A 20,341-nucleotide genomic window follows, 5' to 3' on the forward strand; every position below is an offset into this window, starting at 1 on the left:
ATTCGACTCTAAAATCAACTATTTTCTATATTTACAGTTTCAGGCATTAGCTATTTTTCTAATGTAAATTATATTTTACTTGTCTTTTTCAGTTTTAAGGTGTTAAAGGAAAAGACAACCGTCGAGGATTTTGCATGTTATAATCAGATAAATTTCAGGTCTTGCAGGATTTTCAGATTTTCTGGATGTTATAAAGATATTCTTCAATATTTGAAATTTTTCCAATGAGATTTAAAATTTATCTGATTTTTTATTCTTCCGCCTCTGTGAACAACAGCGGAAACGAAACCGAGAGTTACAATTACTATTTTATAACTCTTTGGTACTAAGTAATTGATGATGATGAGATCCAGATAATGGTTTGTATCTCCCCGATACATAAAAGGCTGCCCGATCCACGAGCAGCCTTTCTCATTTTAAAGAGAATAACTATTTAAGAAGAATTATCTTCCTCACAGCAGAAAACCTGCCAGAAGTCATCCTGACCATGTAAGTTCCTGATGAGAGATTCTCTCCGCTGATCAAGCAGAAATGCTTGCCGGTGGGCAGCGACTCATTAACGAGAGTTCGAACTTTATTGCCTTGGATGTCAAAAAGATCGATAACAACACTTCCGGCTTCTGCCAATGAAAACTGCATTTTTGATACAGGATTGAAAGGATTTGGATAGTTCTGCTCAAGTCCGTAATCAAAAACCGGCGAAACCTCAACTTCAACAGCATTAAAAATTGTTGCGGTACCGTCGAGATCGATCTGCTTCAACCTGTAGGCGTAAGTTCCTGCATGAAGATTTTCGTCTGCGAATGTGTATGTTCGGGATGAGGTCGAGTTGCCATTTCCTTTAACGAATCCGACAGTGGAGAAATTGCCCGAAGCATCCCTTCTTTCCACATTAAAACCATAATTGTTTGTTTCAGTGGCTGTTGTCCATTCAAGCTTGACCGCATCATTTACTGGTGTGGCTGAGAATGAAACCAACTCAACAGGGACAACCGAGTACTTGAATATCTTTATGTCATCTACATAAAAACCATCAGTATTTAACGACCCGTCTGATCTGAAAAGGAACCTTATCATTACATTTTGACCAACATACGATGACAAATCAATCGACTCACTCAACCACGACCCGCGGGTTCCGTTGTAAAGAGGCTGTCCGACAGGTTGGAAACTTCCTGCCCCGGTTACCATCCCGGAAGCTCTGAGCGGTGTCCAGGCTCCACCGTTGTTCGTTGAGATAAGAACCTGAACATAATCATAACCTGATTCCAAATCCCACTGGGCTGAATAGCTCAATCCGGCTCCAAGCACGCCGGTCAAACTGATGCTTGCAGTTTGTGTCATTGTTGCAGTGATATTTGAACCGTAGTTTCCTGACGGTGATTCAGAAAACGATGTTGGAGGTGAAACCGATTTAACAGTCGAGAGTCCCCAGTTATTGGAGATTACCCAACCGCTTGTTGTGTTAGCACTGTCGTTCATCACTACATCGGATTGTGCCACATAGAATCTGTAAAAGGATGACGGAGGGGTGGTTCCCGGTGGATTTACTCCTGAACCACCTGCCGGAGCAGTAACAATAACATTACCCGGTGCATCCTGTGCAGCGATGTAATATTCCACAATTGTACCCAACTGTTGAGCAGGAATATAAAATGTGTAATCGCCACCGGCTCTGCTGGTCGCAGATCCTGTTACGAAAGAAAATTGTGAAAAGCCACCACTTCCCGTTGCTGTTCTGTAATAAAGCCGTGGAGCTGCAACTCCCGTTCCAACATCCAGACCTGTTTGCAGTGATGCAACAGCAGGAATTCCCTGACTGTAGGCTGCAGAGGCTACCGGTGTATGTGCAATCTTCAAATTCAGATTTAGTGCAAAACTTGAAAATGTAGCAATGGCAAGTTTCGCCATTTTGTGAAAATATGGTTGATTGAAGTAGGCTACTTTATCGTTCACAGTATGATAATAGGCATTAAAATCGTTGTCATCATCCTCGATCAAAAGCATTGCACTGTAACCTTTGCTCCAGAATGACGCGTGATCACTTGCTGTTGTACCGGGAGTTTTTTGAACAGGTACAATCCCTAAATTGAGGCTGGAATTCAATTGCACCATTTTGTTAAACAGGTCCATCGACTGAGCAGTTGCCCTGACATGCAGATTAGCCTTTCCGTCATTATTCGCATCAAAGGCTATCATGTCCATGTTAATTACTCCAAGAATCGAATCTCCCGCTGTTGAAGCCTGATTGGCGTAGTAAGCTGATCCTATAAGTCCTTGTTCTTCCTCATCCCACAACGCAAATACGAGAGTAAACGGAAATTGATATTGAGACAGGATTCGGGCAGCTTCCATTACACCTGCGGTACCGCTTCCGTTGTCATCCGAGCCGGGAGCTGTAGCGCCTGAAGGCATATCATCGAAGTGGGCACAAATTATATATTTTTGATTGGGGAACTGTGTACCTGTTTTTACACCGATAACATTCTTGCCCGTTGTGCTGAAGCTCTGCTGAGTGGCGGTTATCCCGTAACCCTGGAGTTTTTCCTGAATAAACTGCGCGGCTTTGTCATTGGCTGCATTGTTTTTATGCCGTGATACAATAGTGTATGGCTGGCCGCCGATAGTGACTGGAACATTACCCGAAAGCTCATTAACGAATTTCATGAGGGTATCGAGACTTACCTGATTTACTATCGTTTGAACGCTCGTTTGAGGAAATATGGCAGTGGAGAATACAAAAACTGCCAAAACCGAAATTGAGTATATCTTACGCATTTAGTGCCTTATTTAAAGCGGAATTGAAAACAAATTAAATTATTGATCAACATTAAAATACGGAAAAATATTATTTCTATCCCCCAAAATCTGTATCAAATTTTTATTCCGAAGCGTTTTACGAAACGGGTATTTACAGGTAAATCTAATTTCATATATTTGTAGATGTGTTTTGGAAAATTCCGGAACAATTTAATGGTATGCCCCCGTAGCTCAGGTGGATAGAGCAGCAGTTTCCTAAACTGTTTGTCGGGTGTTCGAGTCGCCCCGGGGGCACCCACTCTTACTTTAATGGAGAATAATAATGACTGAAATAATAGATATAATTGCCCGCGAAATCCTCGATTCCAGAGGTAACCCCACTCTCGAAGCTGAAGTACTGCTCGAAGGTGGAGCAATCGGAAGAGCTGCAGTTCCAAGCGGTGCCTCAACCGGTTCCAACGAAGCCTGCGAACTCAGAGATGGTGATTCTGCCCGTTACATGGGAAAAGGCGTTGAAAAAGCAGTTGATTTTGTTAACAATGAACTCGCTGAAGAACTTATCGGATGGGACGCAACCGACCAGGTCGGTATTGATGAATATATGATCGAACTGGATGGAACTCCAAACAAATCAAAATATGGCGCAAATGCCATACTCGGTATTTCGCTTGCAGTTGCAAAAGCTTCAGCAGAAGCTTTCGGACTCCCCCTCTATCGCTACATCGGCGGAACAAATGCAAAAGTAATTCCAACCCCGATGATGAATATCCTGAACGGTGGAAAACACGCTGATAACAATGTCGACTTCCAGGAATTTATGGTTATGCCGGTTGGAGCACCTACCTTCAGAGAAGGTTTGAGATATGGCGTGGAAGTTTTCCATACATTGAAAAGTGTGCTAAAGAAAAAAGGTTACAACACAGCCGTAGGTGATGAAGGCGGTTTTGCCCCCTCACTCAAATCAAACGACGAAGCCATTGAAGTAATCCTCGAAGCAATCACCAAAGCCGGATATACTCCCGGAAAAGAAATTTTCATCGCTCTCGATCCTGCTTCAACTGAAATGTGGAATCCTGAAAGAAAAACCTACAAATTCTTCAAATCGACCCAAAAAGAGATCAGTTCGGATGAAATGATCGCCTACTGGGAAAACTGGGTAAAACAGTACCCCATCGTATCGCTCGAAGACGGTCTCGCTGAAGATGACTGGGACGGCTGGAAAAAGATCACCCAAAGTCTTGGTGGAAAAATCCAGTTGGTTGGTGATGATCTGTTTGTTACCAATACAAGCATCCTCTCGAAAGGCATTGAGCTCGGTTGCGCCAATTCAATCCTTATCAAAGTGAACCAGATCGGGACACTTACTGAAACTTTGAATGCAATTGAAATGGCAAGAAACGCCGGTTACACTGCAGTTATCTCCCACAGAAGTGGTGAAACTGAAGATGTTACGATTGCTGACATTGCAGTAGCAACCAATGCCGGTCAGATCAAAACCGGATCAGCCTGCAGAACTGACAGAATTGCCAAGTATAACCAGCTTCTCAGAATTGAAGAAGAACTCGATACCAATGCGATTTACAAAGGTCTCGCTTCCCTGAATTACAAAGGTTAATACCCTCTGATTTTAAGGTATGAAGGTTGACGGCTATGGCCATCGACCTCATACCTTTCTTATTTTAAACCCTTCCACTACCATTTTACTTTAAAATTGTAACGAAAATCACAGTTTTGCAAAATTTTCTGCTTAAAAATCCATATTTAAAGACTTTTTGTTTTGTTTAATAATTAAAATTGTTATTTTAACAGAGCATTTTCATTAATTCAAGAGACAAAATGAAAAGTATAATCGTGTTTTTATTCGTTGCAACAATCGTTTTTGTAGCTTTTAACGGATGCAAAAATGATGATGCAACAACCAACCCGACAACCCCGACTACGAAAACAATGACGCTTGCTCATTTTGGCGTGGATTTTTCAGAGGGTAAGGTCGGAGATCCTGCAACACCACTTGCGAACGAAAAAATTGACGGTGAAACAATCGCGTGGTGTCCTAATGGAAGTGGTGGTGGATGGATGACGGGAATCTGGTACCGGTCGAGAGATGATAAAATTTACCGGATAGGTCCCGGCGATCTAGCTACAATAACATCCATCGATACAACTAAATGGTCAGCAAATGTCTGTGGAACTCCTCTGAAGAATGGTGAGATTTGGGCAGCCAAAGCACTCGACGGTTATGTTGTTTTCAAGGTAACAGCCGTTGCCGCCGATTCAGCGGCCATCGCAAACGGTGCTGCCAACTGGCCTGCTACTGTGGAATACAAGTTCTCTACAACTACTAAATTTAATTAGATCAAGGCTGCTTCGGCAGCCTTTTTTTATAAAAATTTCCCGGTAACGCTCTTTTTGTTTTTAGCGATCTCTTCGGGTGTTCCCTCTGCAACTATTCTCCCTCCCGCTTCACCGCCTCCGGGACCGAGATCGATCACCATGTCAGCAGCTTTCACCACATCAAGATTATGCTCCACTACTACGACGGTGTTCCCCTTGTCAACGAGTTTGTTTATTACTTTCAGAAGAACATTCACATCCTCAAAATGGAGCCCGGTTGTTGGCTCATCCATAAAGTAGATCGTTTTGCCTGTTGAGATTTTGCTCAGTTCGGTTGCCAGTTTCACTCTTTGTGCTTCCCCGCCCGAAAGAGTTGTGGCTTGTTGACCAAGTCTTATATAACCCAATCCCACATCGTATATCGATTGAATTTTTCTGCTGATTCTTGGCATATCCGCAAAAAAATCGAGTGCTTCGGTAACTGTCATTTCGAGCACATCATCAATCGATTTCTTTTTGTAAAGCACCTCGAGGGTCTCCCTGTTATATCGCCTCCCGTTACAGACATCACACTTCACATATACATCAGGCAGGAAGTTCATCTCGATCTTCTTTAGTCCGTCTCCACCGCATGCTTCACATCGTCCGCCCGCAACATTAAAGCTGAATCTTCCCGGTGCATAACCCCTCATTTTCGATTCGGGAAGTTGTGCGAACAGATCTCTTATATAAGTAAATAATCCCGTGTAGGTTGCAGGATTGGATCGTGGTGTTCGCCCGATCGGTGACTGATCCACTTCAATTACCTTATCAAGATGCTCCAATCCACTCACGCTGTCATACGGTAGTGGTACATCTTTTGTATGGTAAACATCCTTCATCAGAATCTTTACAAGTGTTTCATTAACCAGGGTTGATTTCCCCGATCCGCTGACACCCGTAATTGCTGTAAATGTTCCCAGTGGAATAGAAATATCGACCGATTTAAGGTTGTTCCCCCTGGCGCCTTTTACAGTCAGAAAATTACCGTTTCCCTTTCGCCGGGTTTCAGGAATACCAACACTCCTTCTGTTGTGCAGATAATCGAGTGTCAATGAGCCTTTGATCGAATTTTTCTTCATCAATGTTGCCGTTTCACCCATTGCCACCACTTCGCCCCCGTGCTCGCCTGCTGCGGGTCCGAGATCTATCAGATAATCGGAACTCTCTATTGTCTCTTTGTCATGTTCGACAACTATTATTGTATTATTCAGATCCCTGAGCATTTTGAGGGAATTGATAAGCTTGATATTATCCCTCTGGTGAAGGCCGATTGAGGGTTCATCCAGAACATAAAGCACTCCCGCGAGTTGTGTCCCTATCTGCGTTGCAAGTCTGATGCGTTGAGATTCACCCCCGGACAAAGTTCGGGCGCTGCGGGACAGGGTCAGATAATCCAAGCCGACATTCAACAGGAATTCGAGCCTCGACCGTATCTCCTTTAAAATCGGTTTTGCAATAATCTCATCTCTCCCCAAAAGGACATTTCCGTCAAAGAATTTTTTGCAGTCTGCAATTGAGAGTGCGGTCACTTCACTGATATTTTTTCCCGAAAAACTGACAGCGAGAGATTCTTTTTTTAGTCTTCCTCCCTCACACGATTTACATCTGCCGATATTCATGAATGATTCGACCCATTCACGGATTTTTGCAGAAGAGGTGGAGGTAAAGTAATTTTGCAGATACCCGATCACACCGGTAAATCGGTGCTTGTAGGCAACTTCCCTTTTCCCGCCATAACTGTAGAAAAATTCATACTTTTCTGTCGATCCATTCAGGATCAGGTCGATCGATTCTTTTTTAATATCCTTTAGGGGTGTGTCGAAATCAAATCCAAATTTCTTTGCCAGGGTCTCGAGCTGGTTGAATATGTAGATTGATCTTGGTTTTCCAAGGGCGGCAATTCCTTCCTGGTTGATTGTTTTACTCCAGTCGGGAATTATCAAATTCAAATCAAATTCTTTTTTCTCGCCAAGGCCGTCGCACTCGGGACAGGCACCAAATGCCGAATTGAAGGAAAATGAATTCGGGGCAAGCTCCTGATAATCTATCCCGCAATTCGGGCAGCTAAGGTGACGACTAAAGAGATGGTCTTCTTTTCCGTCATCAACCATCATTACCCCGTTTCCGTAGTTGAGTGCAACATCCACTGATGACTCAAGCCGGGACTGAACTTCAGGCTTCACAACAAATTTGTCGATAAGTATGTCGATATTATGAATCTTGTACCTGTCAACCTGAAATCCCTTCTCAATCTCTTTTATTTCACCGTCGACTCTCACCTTTATAAAACCGTCCTTAGCAATTTCTTCAAATAGTTCGCGGTAGTGCCCCTTCCTACCCCTGATAACCGGTGCAAAGAGGGAAATTTTCTTCCCCTCATATTCCCTTCCAATTCTTTCAAGAATCTGACCGGGGTTCTGCTTCTGAACCTGAGTACCGCAGTTGTAACAATTGATGACACCGAGTCGCGCATAAAGCAATCGAAGATAGTCATATATCTCGGTTACAGTTCCGACAGTAGATCTTGGGTTTCCCGAGGTCACTTTCTGTTCTATTGATATGGCAGGACTCAAACCTTCAATTAAATCCACATCGGGTTTTTCCAACATATCCAAAAACTGCCGGGCGTAGGCGGAAAGGCATTCGATGTAACGACGCTGACCTTCTGCATAGATAGTATCAAAAGCGAGGGAGGATTTTCCCGAACCTGAGAGGCCCGTTATTACTGTAAATGAATTTCTTGGTATCTCTACATCGATGTTTTTGAGGTTGTGGACGCGCGCGCCTTTTACAATAATCTTGTCTTGGAACAATTTCTTTCCGGTTTGAACGATGAAAACTATATATTTAAAACAATCTTTTCCTGAAATAAATTTCAATATGCCCGAGAAAATTCAAGCTTATTCTACTTTAAAATCAAAAGCAGACTCGAAATATAAAGAGAAGGGATCAATCTTTCTCGCATTCGCTCATCCCATAAATTCCCTCCCGGAATTCGACGAGCTTCTTTCCCGCTACAGAAAAGAATATTACGATGCGGTGCATCATTGTTCTGCTTTTCGGCTGATTAGCGGCACTATGAAATATTCGGACGATGGAGAACCTTCAGGAACTGCGGGTCTGCGAATCATGAACGCAATAGAACATCAAAACCTCAATAATGTGTGTATAATTGTTGTCCGTTATTTTGGGGGAGTAAAACTCGGAGTGGGTCCCCTCGGTAAAGCCTACTACGAAACTGCACTTGATGCACTAAAAGCAGCAGAGCAGATAACCATGCAGAGGTTCGTCAGATATCTATTTTCGGCTCCCTATGAGCTGTCATCTTTTATGTTCCGACATCTAAACGGGGAAAATGTAAAAATTAACTCCTCAGATTACGCAACCGGATTAACGCTGGATTGTTTTATTAAATCGGATTCTGTTGATGGGATTCTCGAAAACATTCTCTCCTCAGCGAATGGTGAAGTAGAGGTGATTGATGCAAAAGAGGAAAAATATTTTGAAGGCTGAGGGATGAAGGCTGAATTTCTGAGGGATGAACTCCTGAGGGATGAAGGCTGAATTTCTGAGATCCAATAAACAGAAATATTCGCGGGAGCTTAAATTCCGGATCCAATAAACAAAAGATTTGTCGGGAGATTATGATTTTTTCATCATCAGAGTTTCCTGCAGCAGATTTTTGATTTTAAATTCCACTTCCCTGCCATCAGGAGGAAGTTTCCCGTATGACCACTTGCTTTCAAATGGATTATAAGAAAACCTGATCGCCAGATCTCTTTCAATATCGTAATGATAAACATTTATCCATCGTAAATTTGCTAATGAACTGAATCCAAGAACCACAGGTTCCACCTCTGAGAGCAGCACAAATCTCTCCTTCCCGTGTTTTGATTTATTCAATAGTATCGATTTGACAATCGGATGAATCGGCAACTCAGCTAGTTTCAAAGCCGTATGCTTACAGGTATATCGAATTTCGAGAGTTGACCGAAAATTCTCCTTGTGCACAAGATAATCACCACACCAACAGTTCACTTTTTCAATTTTATTGGCTGTTGGTGCATCAATCTGTCCGAAATCAATGACCTTCGGTTGAAAGTAAAATCGTAAATTATGCTCTTCCATGCTCTTAACTGCATCACGAAGATCGTCAAATTCACGAATCCCCTTCTTTACGGGTCTGGTTGTTTTGGTCTCGGAGGTTCTGTACTTTTTGTGATTTTCCACGGGGTTTTATTTTTTAACCGTCTAAATTACGATTTTTTTTCGTGGTGGCAACCCCGTTTAAGTTTATTATTTTACACTTTGAAAAAATAAAGTTTTTGCAAAATGACCCATTCAGAAGCATGTGACATTCTCGGAATAAGAGAAGGAGCCGATCCTGATATTGTAACCAAAGCTTTTAACAAGCTAAACAGCGATATCACCAGGCAGATTGAATCCGCAGGTTCTAAATTTCTCAGAGAAACATTAATAAAGAACCGAAAAGCACTTTCAGAAGCCTACCATTTTTTGATCAAAGGTTCCGAGACCGAAGGATCACTCTCCTTTTCTGATGCATATAAAATGCTCTTGAATGATGAATCTGATTCCATCCAAATGATAGAAGACAGGTTTATTAAATTAAAAAGTGAATATGAGTTCGGCTTAAGGGCTCCAAACAAAAAGATCAGAGAAATCGCCACTGCTGATATAAAAATAATTTCAGATGTTTTCGAGCATATCATCAGTAATGTAAAAAGTCCGGCCGCAGACGAGATTCCTGGAGCTTACATTGCTTCGATTCGTGAGGATGAACGAAAAAAACTGGAACTCGAGTTCGAGCGGAAATATGATTCCCTTAAAAGAAGTTTTGATGAGTCAACAGAGAGATTCGAAGATAAAATCTCTGCGCTTTCTTCCGAAAAAACCCGCATAATAAACGACTTGACAAGACTGATTGAGCTGATTGCCACAGAACAATTTTCTGAAGCCACGCAATTGTGCCTCAAGCTTGAAGGCAAATATTCCCTCAACTTCAGAACTTCGAAACCTCAAACTTCTGATTTCAAACCTCAAACTTCTGATTTCAAACCTCAAACTTCTGATTTCAAACCTCAGACTTCTGATTTCAAACCTCAGACTTCTGATTTTCTCCCTTTGCCGGGTGATTCGGGCTTTGGGATTGAAAATATATCCTTCGATTTTGCAGAAGACCACATAGACAAGATGTTGCTCGATCAGAGCAAAAAACTCAGTCCCAAAATCGAGACACCTCCCGTAGCCAACGGTGATAATCTTGATTCCCGAACAGTTGCCGAAAAACTTTTCAGCGAGGGTAGATTTCAGGATGCACTTTTCTATTTTAAAGAGGCAAAAGGCGACCAGCCCGAAGACTACTCCCTTGATGTTTATATTCAGGAACTCGAGCACCTCGTCACTCAGGAGAACGAAGAATCGGGCAACAAACAAAAGCCACAGGAGAATTACGAAAAAGAAGCGTATGAGGAAGTGTTAAAGGAAGCAAATGCTCTCCGTGCTGCGAAGAATTTTTCGGATGCTCTCGAAATTTACAATTCTCTGCTATTAAGCGACCCTGACAATCCTTATTTATTATATTGCAAAACTGAATGTGAAGATGAGTTGAAGAGACACAGGGAAACCGGAATCAGTTCGGGTTTGACAACGAAACCGACTCAGACGGAACTCCTCTCACTAAAAAGGAACGGGGATGAGCTTATGAACAAGAAAAATTTTGCAGGTGCTCTTGAACTTTACAAGAAGGCACTAAAGATAAATCCCAAAGATATTTATCTTCAGATTGTTATCGATCAATGCACGAGGGAAATCGCCAGGTAGGTTATTGTTTTTTTAGTGTATCAACCTGCATTTCGGATACTTCGGCTTCTACTTCCAGCATAAACTCTTTGAAATCCTGTGGATTTCTCATATAAAAATCCACAGTCTTGTCATAATAAGCTTTTGTTACACCATGTTTTTTTAAAATCGATTCAAGCGCCGGTTTTACGAACATGGTTGAAGTTCCAACAGTATCCTGCGCCTTTATAAGATCAAGGTAAATGGCAACAAATTTATCGTTGGGTATTATCTCCTCTTTTTTCGAACAACCAATGAGGAGCAGACCTGAAATAATCAGAAAAACTGCTGCTAAGGCATTTTTCAACAACGGAAAACCCCTACTCACGCTTTTTATTCATCCGCTTGCTGGCTTCAAAAAGAATGTCTTTTTCTTTCGTTGTGAGATTGGTGTAGCCTGATACACTGATTTTATCCAAAATTCTGTCAATCTCATCCTGATCTATATCACTGTCTGAAACATCTTTGAATTTGGCATCGACCACTTGATCAGTCGATTTTTTTGTTTTAAAACTGAAGTTAAATCCGCCTTTATTGCCGGTTGACCGGTCGCCATACACAGTCGGACCTTCATCCTCATCATCTGCAAAGGGATTTGGGCGTCCGGAGTACCCCGAGGTTCCACCCCCTTTGAGTTTTCTTTTAAGAGGGAAATATACCGATTTATCAAAGAAAAGAAATAAAAATCCTGTTATTGCTCCACCAACATGTGCGAGGTGCGCAACATTCGAGCCCGGATTCCTGAACATAAACAGATCAAGCAGGATCATGAACCCGATCAAATATTTTGCTTTTACCGGCAAAAGGAAATAGATATAGATGTATCTGTCAGGGTTAAAGAGTGCGAAAGCAATCATGACTCCATAAAGTGAACCGGAAGCACCGATTGTAGGACCTGCTGCTATACCGAAAAGTGGAGTAAGCAGGTGAAGCAGTCCGGCTCCAACACCGGAAGCCAGATAGAAAATCAGGAATTTTTTTGATCCGAGTGTATATTCCACCTCGGTTCCGAACATCCAGAGGGCAAAAAGATTAAAAAATATGTGCGAGAAATCTGCATGCATGAACTGGTAGGAAAAAAGCTGCCACGGTCCGAATCCCTCTCCAAGCGGCCAAAGGGCAAAGAATGTTCTGAAATAGTATTCAATTGGAGTTCCCCCCGATACTATTCCGCTTAACATCATTTCCAGGAAGAAAACCACAACATTGGCAATTAAAAGAGACTTTATAACCGGAGAGATATATGAAAATCCGGCGGGACGGTAATTTCCGTTCGACATTTTTTTCCTTTATTTAATTGCAGGGCTGTATTGTAAACAGCCCCGCAGTTCAAACATTATGCATTATTAAGAACATCCACACCCGGGAGCACTTTCCCCTCGAGGAATTCGAGAGAGGCACCACCACCGGTGGAGACATGGCTGACTTTTTCTTTCAACCCGGCTTTTGCGATTGCGGCGGCAGAATCACCACCACCCACTACAGTAATTGTACCAAGTGCGGTTGCATCAACAAGAGCCTGTGCTACAGCGTTCGTGCCGGTTGCAAAGTTATCAAATTCAAAAACTCCCATAGGACCGTTCCAAACGACCGTTTTTGAATTTTTGATTGCTTCAGAAAACAATTTAACTGTTTCAGGTCCAATATCCAATCCCATCTTGTTTGCCGGTATTTTGTCTATTTTAACGGCTTCTGATGGTGATTCATTACTGAACTCCGCTGCAACCATAACATCAACAGGAAGCAAAAAGTTTAACTTTTTGGTTTTTATTGTTTCGAGAAGCTGGCCGGCAAGTTCCACTTTTTCCGCTTCGAGGAGTGAAGTACCGATTTCGTATCCCATCGCCTTGAAGAAAGTGTATGCCATACCACCACCGATGATCAGCGTATCCACTTTATCAAGGATGTTGTTGATAACATCGATCTTGCCCGAAATTTTGGCACCACCAAGAATGGCACAATATGGTCTTACAGGATTATTTAATGCACCACCCAAATAATCGAGTTCTTTTTGCATCAGATAACCAGAGACAGCGATTTTAACGAATTTTGTAACACCCTCTGTTGAAGCATGTGCCCTGTGAGCAGATCCAAATGCATCATTTACATATAGATCAGCTACTTCCGACAATTTTTTCGCAAAAACGGGGTCATTCGCCTCTTCTTCAGCATAGAAACGAAGATTCTCGAGCAACATTACTTCACCGGGTTTCAAATCATCTGCCATTGCTTTAACTGATTCACCAATGCAGTCGGTTGCGAATTTCACTTCCAAACCTAAAAGCTCTGAAAGTCTGTCAGCTACAGGTTGCAGGCTGTACTTGGGATTTACTTTCCCTTTTGGTCTGCCGAGATGGCTCATCAGGATGGCTTTTCCACCCTCTGCAATTATCTTCTTTATCGTTGGTAACGATTCGACTATTCTGTTGTCATCCGTTACCTTAAGATTCTCGTCGAGGGGAACATTAAAATCCACTCTCACAAGAACTTTTTTACCTTTTAAATCGACACTGTCAATTGTTAATTTTTTCATATTGCTGTCATTTTGATAATCTATAATAAAAAAAAGACGCAGCCGAAACTGCGTCACTAATCTTAAATCAGTTAATTATGCAATCTTTTTAAGAAGATCGATAACTCTGCATGAATAACCCCACTCATTGTCATACCATCCGACTACTTTCACCAGATTACCGTTAACCATGGTTGAAAGTGCATCGAAGATACATGAATGGTCGTTGTGTACGATATCGGAAGAAACGATAGGATCTTCTGTGTATTCCAGAACGCCCTTCATTGGTCCTTCTGCAGCTTTTTTCATTGCGGCATTGATCTCTTCCACAGTGGTTTCTCTTGAAAGGATACCAACGAAATCGGTAATTGATCCGTCTGGTGTAGGAACACGAAGTGAAAATCCATCGAGTTTTCCTTTCAATTCAGGAATTACTTTACCAACGGTCTTTGCAGCACCTGTTGTGGTAGGAATGATATTTGTGGCTGCAGTTCTTGCTCTTCTAAGATCTTTGTGAGGGAAATCGAGAACTCTCTGATCATTTGTGTATGAGTGAACTGTAGTCATATAACCTTTTTCCAGCCCAAAAGTTTCATGAAGAACTTTTGCCATTGGAGCGAGGCAGTTGGTTGTACATGATGCATTGGAGATAACAACTTCTTCACCTGTAAGGATATTGTCATTCACACCCATTACGATGGTTGCATCGATGTCGCCTTTTGCAGGAACGGTAAGAATTACTTTCTTGGCACCTGCTGCAATGTGTGGCATGCATTTTTCTTTTGTTGCAAAAACTCCGGTGGCTTCGATTACATAATCCACACCGAATTCTTTCCATTTAAGATTTGCAGGATCTTTTTCTGCAGTAATCTCAATTTTCTTTCCGTTTACAACGATGGCATTTCCATCAACTGCAACGGTACCGTTAAATTTGCCGTGTACCGAGTCATACTTTAACAGGTGAGCCAGTGTTACAGCGTCTGTAAGGTCATTTATTGCTACTATATCAATACCGCCCACATCAAGGGCTCTTCTAAATACTAATCTACCGATTCTTCCGAATCCGTTTATTCCAACTTTTAGTGACATTTTTTTCTCCTCTTCGAAAAAGAATTATTTAGACTTCCAAATTTACCTACATTTCAGCTATTTATCAATGCAATATTTTATATTTATATACTATTATCCTCTTCCATTTTTACTGTTTTCCACGGTGGGTCAAAAAAATAATAGTCAAATTTCAAGATTTATATTTGATATTGTGATAAATCTCACTAAATTACAGAAAAAAAAAGGAACTTTTAATGGACGAGCTGGATTTTCCAAAATTCGTACCTTTATTTGAAAATCTTGACGACGAAACTATCCATAAGATTTCGGATCTCGGTAAAAGAAAAATGTTTCCGAAGGACACCGTTGTCCTTATGGAGCACGAAACCGGGAACGCCCTTTTCGTGATAATGTCGGGCAAGGTGAAAGTGAGCCGCGAGAGTGATGACGGCAGAGAAGTCATACTCACCTACCTGAATCCTAATGATTTCTTTGGTGAAATGGCGCTGCTCGATGGACTCGCCCGCTCAGCCACCGTTACTTCAATTGAAGAAACAGAACTCTTTATTATAGAAAGAGCTGATTTCCTCGACCTCCTTTACAATCATCCTGAAGTGTCGATAAGTCTCCTGCAGGAACTTACTAAAAGACTTCGCGCTGCAGACATGAAGATTAAATCCCTCTCCCTCAAAGATGCTGAAGGAAAAGTTGCAACTGTTATACTTCAGATCGCTGACGAAATCGGCAAAATCCGGCAGGGTGTTGTCGAGATAGAAAAGCTCCCCTTCCAGCACGATCTTGCAAACATGGCAGGCACTTCGCGCGAAACAATTTCAAGAACCCTGCACAGTTTTGTAAAGAAAGGACTTATCGAACTCGATGGTAACAAATTGCGTATCCCAAATTATGAGGAGTTCAGGAAGTTCTTTTCTTAATTGATGAATTTTAAAGCGGATTTACATACTCATACTACCCATTCAGACGGCTGGCTCTCAGTTGAGAGCCTCTTGCGTAGAGCCATACTCCAAAAACTGGATGTGCTCGCCATTACCGACCATGATACCGTTTCCGGTTATATAGAAGCACTCGAGAAAAACAAAAAATATGGCATAAAACTGGTGCCAGGAATAGAGCTGAGCGCACAATACGAAAATTACGAGGTACATGTACTCGGCTACTGGTTTGATCCTTCAGACCCTGAACTCAATGCCTACAGCGAAACACTGAAACTCGACCGTTATCAGAGGTGCGAACGAATTGTCGAAAATTTGCGAAATGCAGGTCACGACATCACAATGGATGATGTCAAATATGAGTGTAAAGGCGATTTCTTCGGAAGGCCGCACATAGCAAAGGCATTGATCAGAAAAAAAATAGCGCGCAACTTCACTCATGCCTTCAAGGAATTTCTCGGCAACAATTCAACCTCCTACGAAAAGAAATTCTTCATTACTCCCGCAGACGCGATTGCTCTGATCCATCAGGCTGGAGGAATTGCCGTGCTCGCTCATCCCGGCTATCTCAATGATACTTCTCTGGATATAATCCTTCAGGAAAAATTCGATGCCATCGAGGCAATTCATCCCTCGCACACACTCCCTCAGCAACAAAAACTGATCGAAATCGCAAAACAACTGGGCATCCCATATTCCGGTGGATCAGATTTCCATGGCGGAACTTCTACTGAAAGAGGCTATATCGGCTCATATTACCTCTCCCGTGAAGAATTTGCTGCAGTCGAATCTCTCAAAAAGATGTAAATTATTCAGTTTTTTTATATTTACCCATTCTTTATGTTTCGGTACTTTATTTTTCCGATTTAAGGACAACCATGAAAGAAATTAACGGATTTTTACAAGCTGACGGCTTAAAATTTGCAATTGTCGTAAGCCGCTTCAATGACTTCATTACAAACAAACTTCTTGACGGCGCTGTTGACTGCCTCCTCCGGCATGGTGCAGATGACAACAACATTACTGTTGTCAGAGTACCGGGGGCTTTTGAAATTCCCTTTGTAGCGAAAGCTGTAGCCGAAAAAAGAGAATATGACGCTGTGATTTGCCTTGGTGCTGTTATCAGAGGTGCCACTCCTCACTTCGATTTTGTTGCCTCTGAATCTGCAAAAGGTGTCGCTAATGCTTCACTCGCCACTGGTGTTCCCCTCATCTACGGTATTCTTACAACTGATACCATTGAACAGGCCGTTGAAAGAGCAGGAACAAAAGCCGGAAACAAGGGCTGGGACGCTGCCCTCACAGCTATTGAAACAGCCAACCTGTTAAGTGAATTAAAAAAGTAATCACTCGCACCCTATGCCTAAATTTATCTTTACTCTACTCTTTTTAGCTTCTTTACAGTTTCTTTTTGCCCAGGAAGCTTCAAACTGGAGGATTTACTCAAACAAGAGTAATCTCTCTTCGGCTGTTTACGACGGAAAGATGATTTGGGCGGGTTCCGATGGCGGTGCCTGGGCTTTTTCGATTAACGATTCCTCCTTTTCAGAATTTACAAAAGCCAACGGACTAAATGGCTCTCCTGTAACCGCAGTCGTCATTGATAATTACAAAAAGGTCTGGTTCGGAAGTAAAAACGGTACGATCGATGTTTATGACCCGGCATCAGGTATATTCAAACGGGTGATGGCAATCGCATCCTCAGGTAAACCTCAAAGGGGAATCAATGATTTTGTTCTCTCCGGTGATACAGTTATCGCGTGTACCGATTTTGGCATTTCCCTGATCAACAGCAAAACTCTTGATTTTTACGATACCTATATAAAATTCGGAAGTATCGCCGCCAATTCGAAAGTTTATTCTGTTTACCGCGATAATCTCTTCTATGTAGCTACACAGGGCGGGCTGGCTGTTCAAAAACCGGGCACCGTGAATCTTAATGATCCAAACGCCTGGGATGTCTATACAAATATTCCCGGTTCAGGAACCACAGTTTTTCAACTGGTCACAAATGACAATGGCTCTTACCTTGTTGGCACAAACAAAGGATTATTCAAATTTGCTGCAGGTGCTTTCACTTCATTCAGTCAGATGCTCGACAATAAGTCGGTTAAAAAACTGCGGAAACAAGGCGGGATCAGTTGGATTCTCGCAGATTACTCCATCGCAGGAGGTACGAGAAGTGGCTTCTACGGATTTGAAAACGGACAACTGACTTCCTCAATTACTGACCTCAGCATAATGTACGACATCATAACCTCTGTCGACGGATTTCTTTATGCCCCCGGAATGGAGGGATTATACAGCTACAAGTTTGGCACCGGTGGAAAATTCATCTCACCAAACTCTCCCGCTGCAAATCTTTTCAGCGGAATCACCGTCGACAAGTCAGGTAACATCTACTCCGCAAGTGGAAGGGATTTAACAGGCAAAGGTTTCTACAAATTCGACGGTAGCAAATGGACAAACTATGATGTCTACAATACTCCAGTTCTCCCAACAAACTCATATTACAATACATATTCTGCAACGGATGGAAGCGTATATGTTGGAAGTTACGGGAAAGGGTTTGTAAGAATAAAACCGGACGGGCAAATAATTCCTTTTACAAGACAGAATTCGCCGCTGGTTGGCATAAGTGCCGATCCAAATTTTCTCGTGGTTTCCGCTTTTAAAAATGATTCCAAAGGAAATCTTTGGATACTGAACTTCGACGCAGGCGACAGAAAAACTCTTAATCTGCTCACCCCCGACAGCACCTGGTATGGATTTGAAAATCCACTCGGTACCGGGCTGACGAACTATTCTTATTTGGAAGTTGATCAGAACGATACAAAATGGTTCTCGAGTCCGCTTCGAAACGCAATCTATTACTTTAATGAGAAGAACACACCCTCAAATACCGCTGACGATATCACAGGTCAGTTAAATGAGGCGGGTGGCTTGAACGGACAAAAGATAAATGCTCTTGCAATAGATAAAAGGGGTGACCTTTGGGTAGGCACTGACCTTGGTGTTCAGATTGTCACATCCCTCAGCACTGTGCTACAAAACAGTTCCACTGCCAAACCCAGAGTTTCCACTGTCTTCTCGTTGAGGCAGCAAAAAATAAATTCGATAGTAGTCGATCCTGTAAACAGGAAATGGGTGGGAACAGATGCCGGACTATTTTTAGTCTCTGCCGATGGCACCAACCTGATCGCTTTTTATGATGCATCAAACAGCCCTTTGCTAACGAACGAAATTACGATCATGGGAAGCGATCCTAAATCAGGAAAAATATTCGTCGGTCAAACTGGCGGGCTGATCTCTTTCGTAACACAGGCACCTGCACCAAACGCCGATTATTCGGCTCTTTCTGTCTATCCAAGTCCTTTTAAACCGGGAAATGGAATCAATCTCACAATAGACGGTTTAATCAAAGACTCCGATGTAAGCATCCTTGATATTTCCGGAAACAAGATTACATCATTTTCATCACCGGGTGGAAGAATCGCCTCCTGGGACGGTAAAGACGACTCCGGCAATTTTGTTGCTACCGGAGTCTATATAATTGTTGTTTCCGATAAAGAAGGCAACACAGTCTCAAAAACGAAAACGGCTGTAATCCGGAAGAATTAATTCAGGTATAAGATCCAGAAGACCACCGGAACAAGTATACCTGCAGCCAGTATCCACTTCCCTCTTCCCTGAGGTCCGTTTTTTCCTTTTACCATAATCACACCGGACAAAGCCAGGAACGCCAGCAAGACCGCAAAAACATCCGCAACCCATGTCCAAATTTTCTTCGGTTTGTTCAGATGCAGAAAATTTACTTCCTTCAAAACAGGTTTTCCACTCGTGGTTTCAATCGAAAGTTCACCCGTTGCCATGTTAAAATCGATCACTTTTCCCTCAAAAAAGAGTTTTATCTTTTCCTCTGATTCAGAGAAAGTTTCCATCGGTTTTTCATTTATTTTAAGATGTGCGAGCACAATGCTGTCTATCTTCTCTGAAGCCCAGTATGCCCTTGGAAGTGTATCCGCCTTCAACACCTCGGTTGTAATGGTGTAACTTGGATTCCAGTCATCAATATGATTCACCGCAACCCCGGAAATTGCATATATAATTGTAAGTCCCGCAATAAAATAACCGATGTCCCTGTGCCATTTTCGTAAAAATATCCTGATTTTCTTCTCTCTCTCACTCATATTCTTCTCCGGAAATTAAAAAAAAAGTCTTACACCCTTTTAGAGTGCAAGACCTTGAAGAAAGGCTGTTCAGCCTCTTAAAATATTTTAGCGCCAATACCTTTAATTCTGTAAACTGTTTTACCCGATTTAATGGTGGAGGGATCAAATTTTGTTCCCTGTTCTTCAGCTTTGTGTTTCTCAGCTTCAATCAACTCTTCTTTTGTGTAAACGAGTTCTTCCACTTCACCTTCTACAAGGGCTTTGTGTCCCTTTTTGCTTACCGGGAAAACAATAACGCCATCTTCAACCTTGATTTTGATTTTCTGACCTTTTTTATCACCGGATATCTCCATCCAGCAACCTCTTTTTTCACAGACATCAAGGATTGTGCCTTCCACGAGGACTTTTTTACCAACATATTTTTTAGGAGAATCGAGAATCGTCGAAATCTTTGTTTTTGTTTTAAGAGTTGTCCCTTTTCCGTAAACATCGCCTTTTTGTGAATAAGCAACTCCGGAAAGTATGCATAATGCCAATATGAAGCTAAATACAGCTTTCATGTTTATTCCTTTTTTTAATGATTGACAGTTCAAATATAATCTAAAATCTTTTAACTCTTTTGTTTTGACAACAGTTTGATCAGAATGGTTTAACCCCGA

At 42.0% G+C, this 20,341-nt stretch carries 17 protein-coding genes and 1 tRNA gene; 9 read left to right on the plus strand and 9 right to left on the minus strand.

The features are described from left to right. Window positions 1–429: 429 nt before the first annotated feature. Entirely contained in the window at window positions 430–2,778 is a 2,349-nt protein-coding gene (locus J0L60_10170; protein MBN8546482.1) for a M28 family peptidase, read from the minus strand. Between the two features lie 202 nt (window positions 2,779–2,980). On the opposite strand from J0L60_10170, the gene J0L60_10175 reads away from it, so the two are divergent. The 3 genes from J0L60_10175 (at window position 2,981) to J0L60_10185 (ending at window position 5,115) form a co-directional block, all read left to right on the plus strand. Then, a tRNA-Arg gene (locus J0L60_10175) sits at window positions 2,981–3,054 on the plus strand. Between the two features lie 28 nt (window positions 3,055–3,082). Next, window positions 3,083–4,375, plus strand: coding sequence for a phosphopyruvate hydratase (gene eno, locus J0L60_10180; protein MBN8546483.1), 1,293 nt, complete (start codon window positions 3,083–3,085; stop codon window positions 4,373–4,375). A 221-nt stretch (window positions 4,376–4,596) separates the two neighbouring features. Then, complete coding sequence (locus J0L60_10185) at window positions 4,597–5,115, plus strand: hypothetical protein (protein ID MBN8546484.1); 519 nt, start codon at window positions 4,597–4,599, stop codon at window positions 5,113–5,115. Window positions 5,116–5,141: 26 nt separating this feature from the next. Here the strand turns inward: J0L60_10185 and uvrA are convergent, their stop codons facing one another. Further along, window positions 5,142–7,949, minus strand: coding sequence for an excinuclease ABC subunit UvrA (gene uvrA, locus J0L60_10190; protein MBN8546485.1), 2,808 nt, complete (start codon window positions 7,947–7,949; stop codon window positions 5,142–5,144). A 67-nt stretch (window positions 7,950–8,016) separates the two neighbouring features. On the opposite strand from uvrA, the gene J0L60_10195 reads away from it, so the two are divergent. Beyond that, window positions 8,017–8,649, plus strand: a complete 633-nt coding sequence (locus J0L60_10195; protein ID MBN8546486.1) for a YigZ family protein — start codon at window positions 8,017–8,019, stop codon at window positions 8,647–8,649. Window positions 8,650–8,778: 129 nt separating this feature from the next. Here the strand turns inward: J0L60_10195 and J0L60_10200 are convergent, their stop codons facing one another. Next, window positions 8,779–9,366: a hypothetical protein gene (locus tag J0L60_10200; protein ID MBN8546487.1), complete on the minus strand. Its 588-nt coding sequence runs from the start codon at window positions 9,364–9,366 to the stop codon at window positions 8,779–8,781. 102 nt (window positions 9,367–9,468) lie between these two features. Here J0L60_10200 and J0L60_10205 point away from each other — a divergent pair, with 102 nt between their 5' ends. Beyond that, window positions 9,469–10,977, plus strand: a complete 1,509-nt coding sequence (locus tag J0L60_10205) for a tetratricopeptide repeat protein (GenBank protein MBN8546488.1) — start codon at window positions 9,469–9,471, stop codon at window positions 10,975–10,977. Window position 10,978: 1 nt separating this feature from the next. On the opposite strand, the gene J0L60_10210 is transcribed toward J0L60_10205, so the two are convergent. The 4 genes from J0L60_10210 to gap form a co-directional block, all read right to left on the minus strand. Next, a complete protein-coding gene (locus J0L60_10210) occupies window positions 10,979–11,302 on the minus strand; it encodes a DUF4296 domain-containing protein (protein ID MBN8546489.1) in 324 nt (107 codons plus the stop codon). 13 nt (window positions 11,303–11,315) lie between these two features. Then, on the minus strand, window positions 11,316–12,176 hold the full coding sequence (locus tag J0L60_10215; protein ID MBN8546490.1) for a rhomboid family intramembrane serine protease: 861 nt from the start codon (window positions 12,174–12,176) through the stop codon (window positions 11,316–11,318). Between the two features lie 155 nt (window positions 12,177–12,331). After that, a complete protein-coding gene (locus J0L60_10220) occupies window positions 12,332–13,528 on the minus strand; it encodes a phosphoglycerate kinase (protein MBN8546491.1) in 1,197 nt (398 codons plus the stop codon). A gap of 75 nt (window positions 13,529–13,603) precedes the next feature. After that, entirely contained in the window at window positions 13,604–14,596 is a 993-nt protein-coding gene (gene gap / locus J0L60_10225) for a type I glyceraldehyde-3-phosphate dehydrogenase (GenBank protein MBN8546492.1), read from the minus strand. Between the two features lie 215 nt (window positions 14,597–14,811). Between gap and J0L60_10230 the strand changes: the two genes are divergently transcribed. The 4 genes from J0L60_10230 to J0L60_10245 all read left to right on the plus strand — a co-directional run bounded on the left by J0L60_10230 (window position 14,812) and on the right by J0L60_10245 (window position 19,131). Then, a complete protein-coding gene (locus tag J0L60_10230; protein MBN8546493.1) occupies window positions 14,812–15,492 on the plus strand; it encodes a Crp/Fnr family transcriptional regulator in 681 nt (226 codons plus the stop codon). Between the two features lie 3 nt (window positions 15,493–15,495). Next, window positions 15,496–16,317 carry a PHP domain-containing protein gene (locus J0L60_10235; protein ID MBN8546494.1) on the plus strand — a complete coding sequence of 274 codons (822 nt, stop codon included), beginning with the start codon at window positions 15,496–15,498 and terminating at the stop codon, window positions 16,315–16,317. 71 nt (window positions 16,318–16,388) lie between these two features. Next, window positions 16,389–16,856: a 6,7-dimethyl-8-ribityllumazine synthase gene (locus tag J0L60_10240; protein ID MBN8546495.1), complete on the plus strand. Its 468-nt coding sequence runs from the start codon at window positions 16,389–16,391 to the stop codon at window positions 16,854–16,856. Window positions 16,857–16,869: 13 nt separating this feature from the next. Next, complete coding sequence (locus J0L60_10245; GenBank protein ID MBN8546496.1) at window positions 16,870–19,131, plus strand: hypothetical protein; 2,262 nt, start codon at window positions 16,870–16,872, stop codon at window positions 19,129–19,131. On the opposite strand, the gene J0L60_10250 is transcribed toward J0L60_10245, so the two are convergent. Beyond that, a complete protein-coding gene (locus J0L60_10250) occupies window positions 19,128–19,700 on the minus strand; it encodes a PepSY-associated TM helix domain-containing protein (GenBank protein ID MBN8546497.1) in 573 nt (190 codons plus the stop codon). The two genes, J0L60_10245 and J0L60_10250, sit on opposite strands and share 4 nt — an antisense overlap. 77 nt (window positions 19,701–19,777) lie before the next feature. Continuing rightward, complete coding sequence (locus tag J0L60_10255; protein ID MBN8546498.1) at window positions 19,778–20,242, minus strand: DUF4920 domain-containing protein; 465 nt, start codon at window positions 20,240–20,242, stop codon at window positions 19,778–19,780. Between the last annotated feature and the right edge of the window lie 99 nt (window positions 20,243–20,341).

The organism is Ignavibacteria bacterium, from assembly GCA_017302895.1.
Taxonomy (GTDB): domain Bacteria; phylum Bacteroidota; class Ignavibacteria; order Ignavibacteriales; family Ignavibacteriaceae; genus UTCHB3.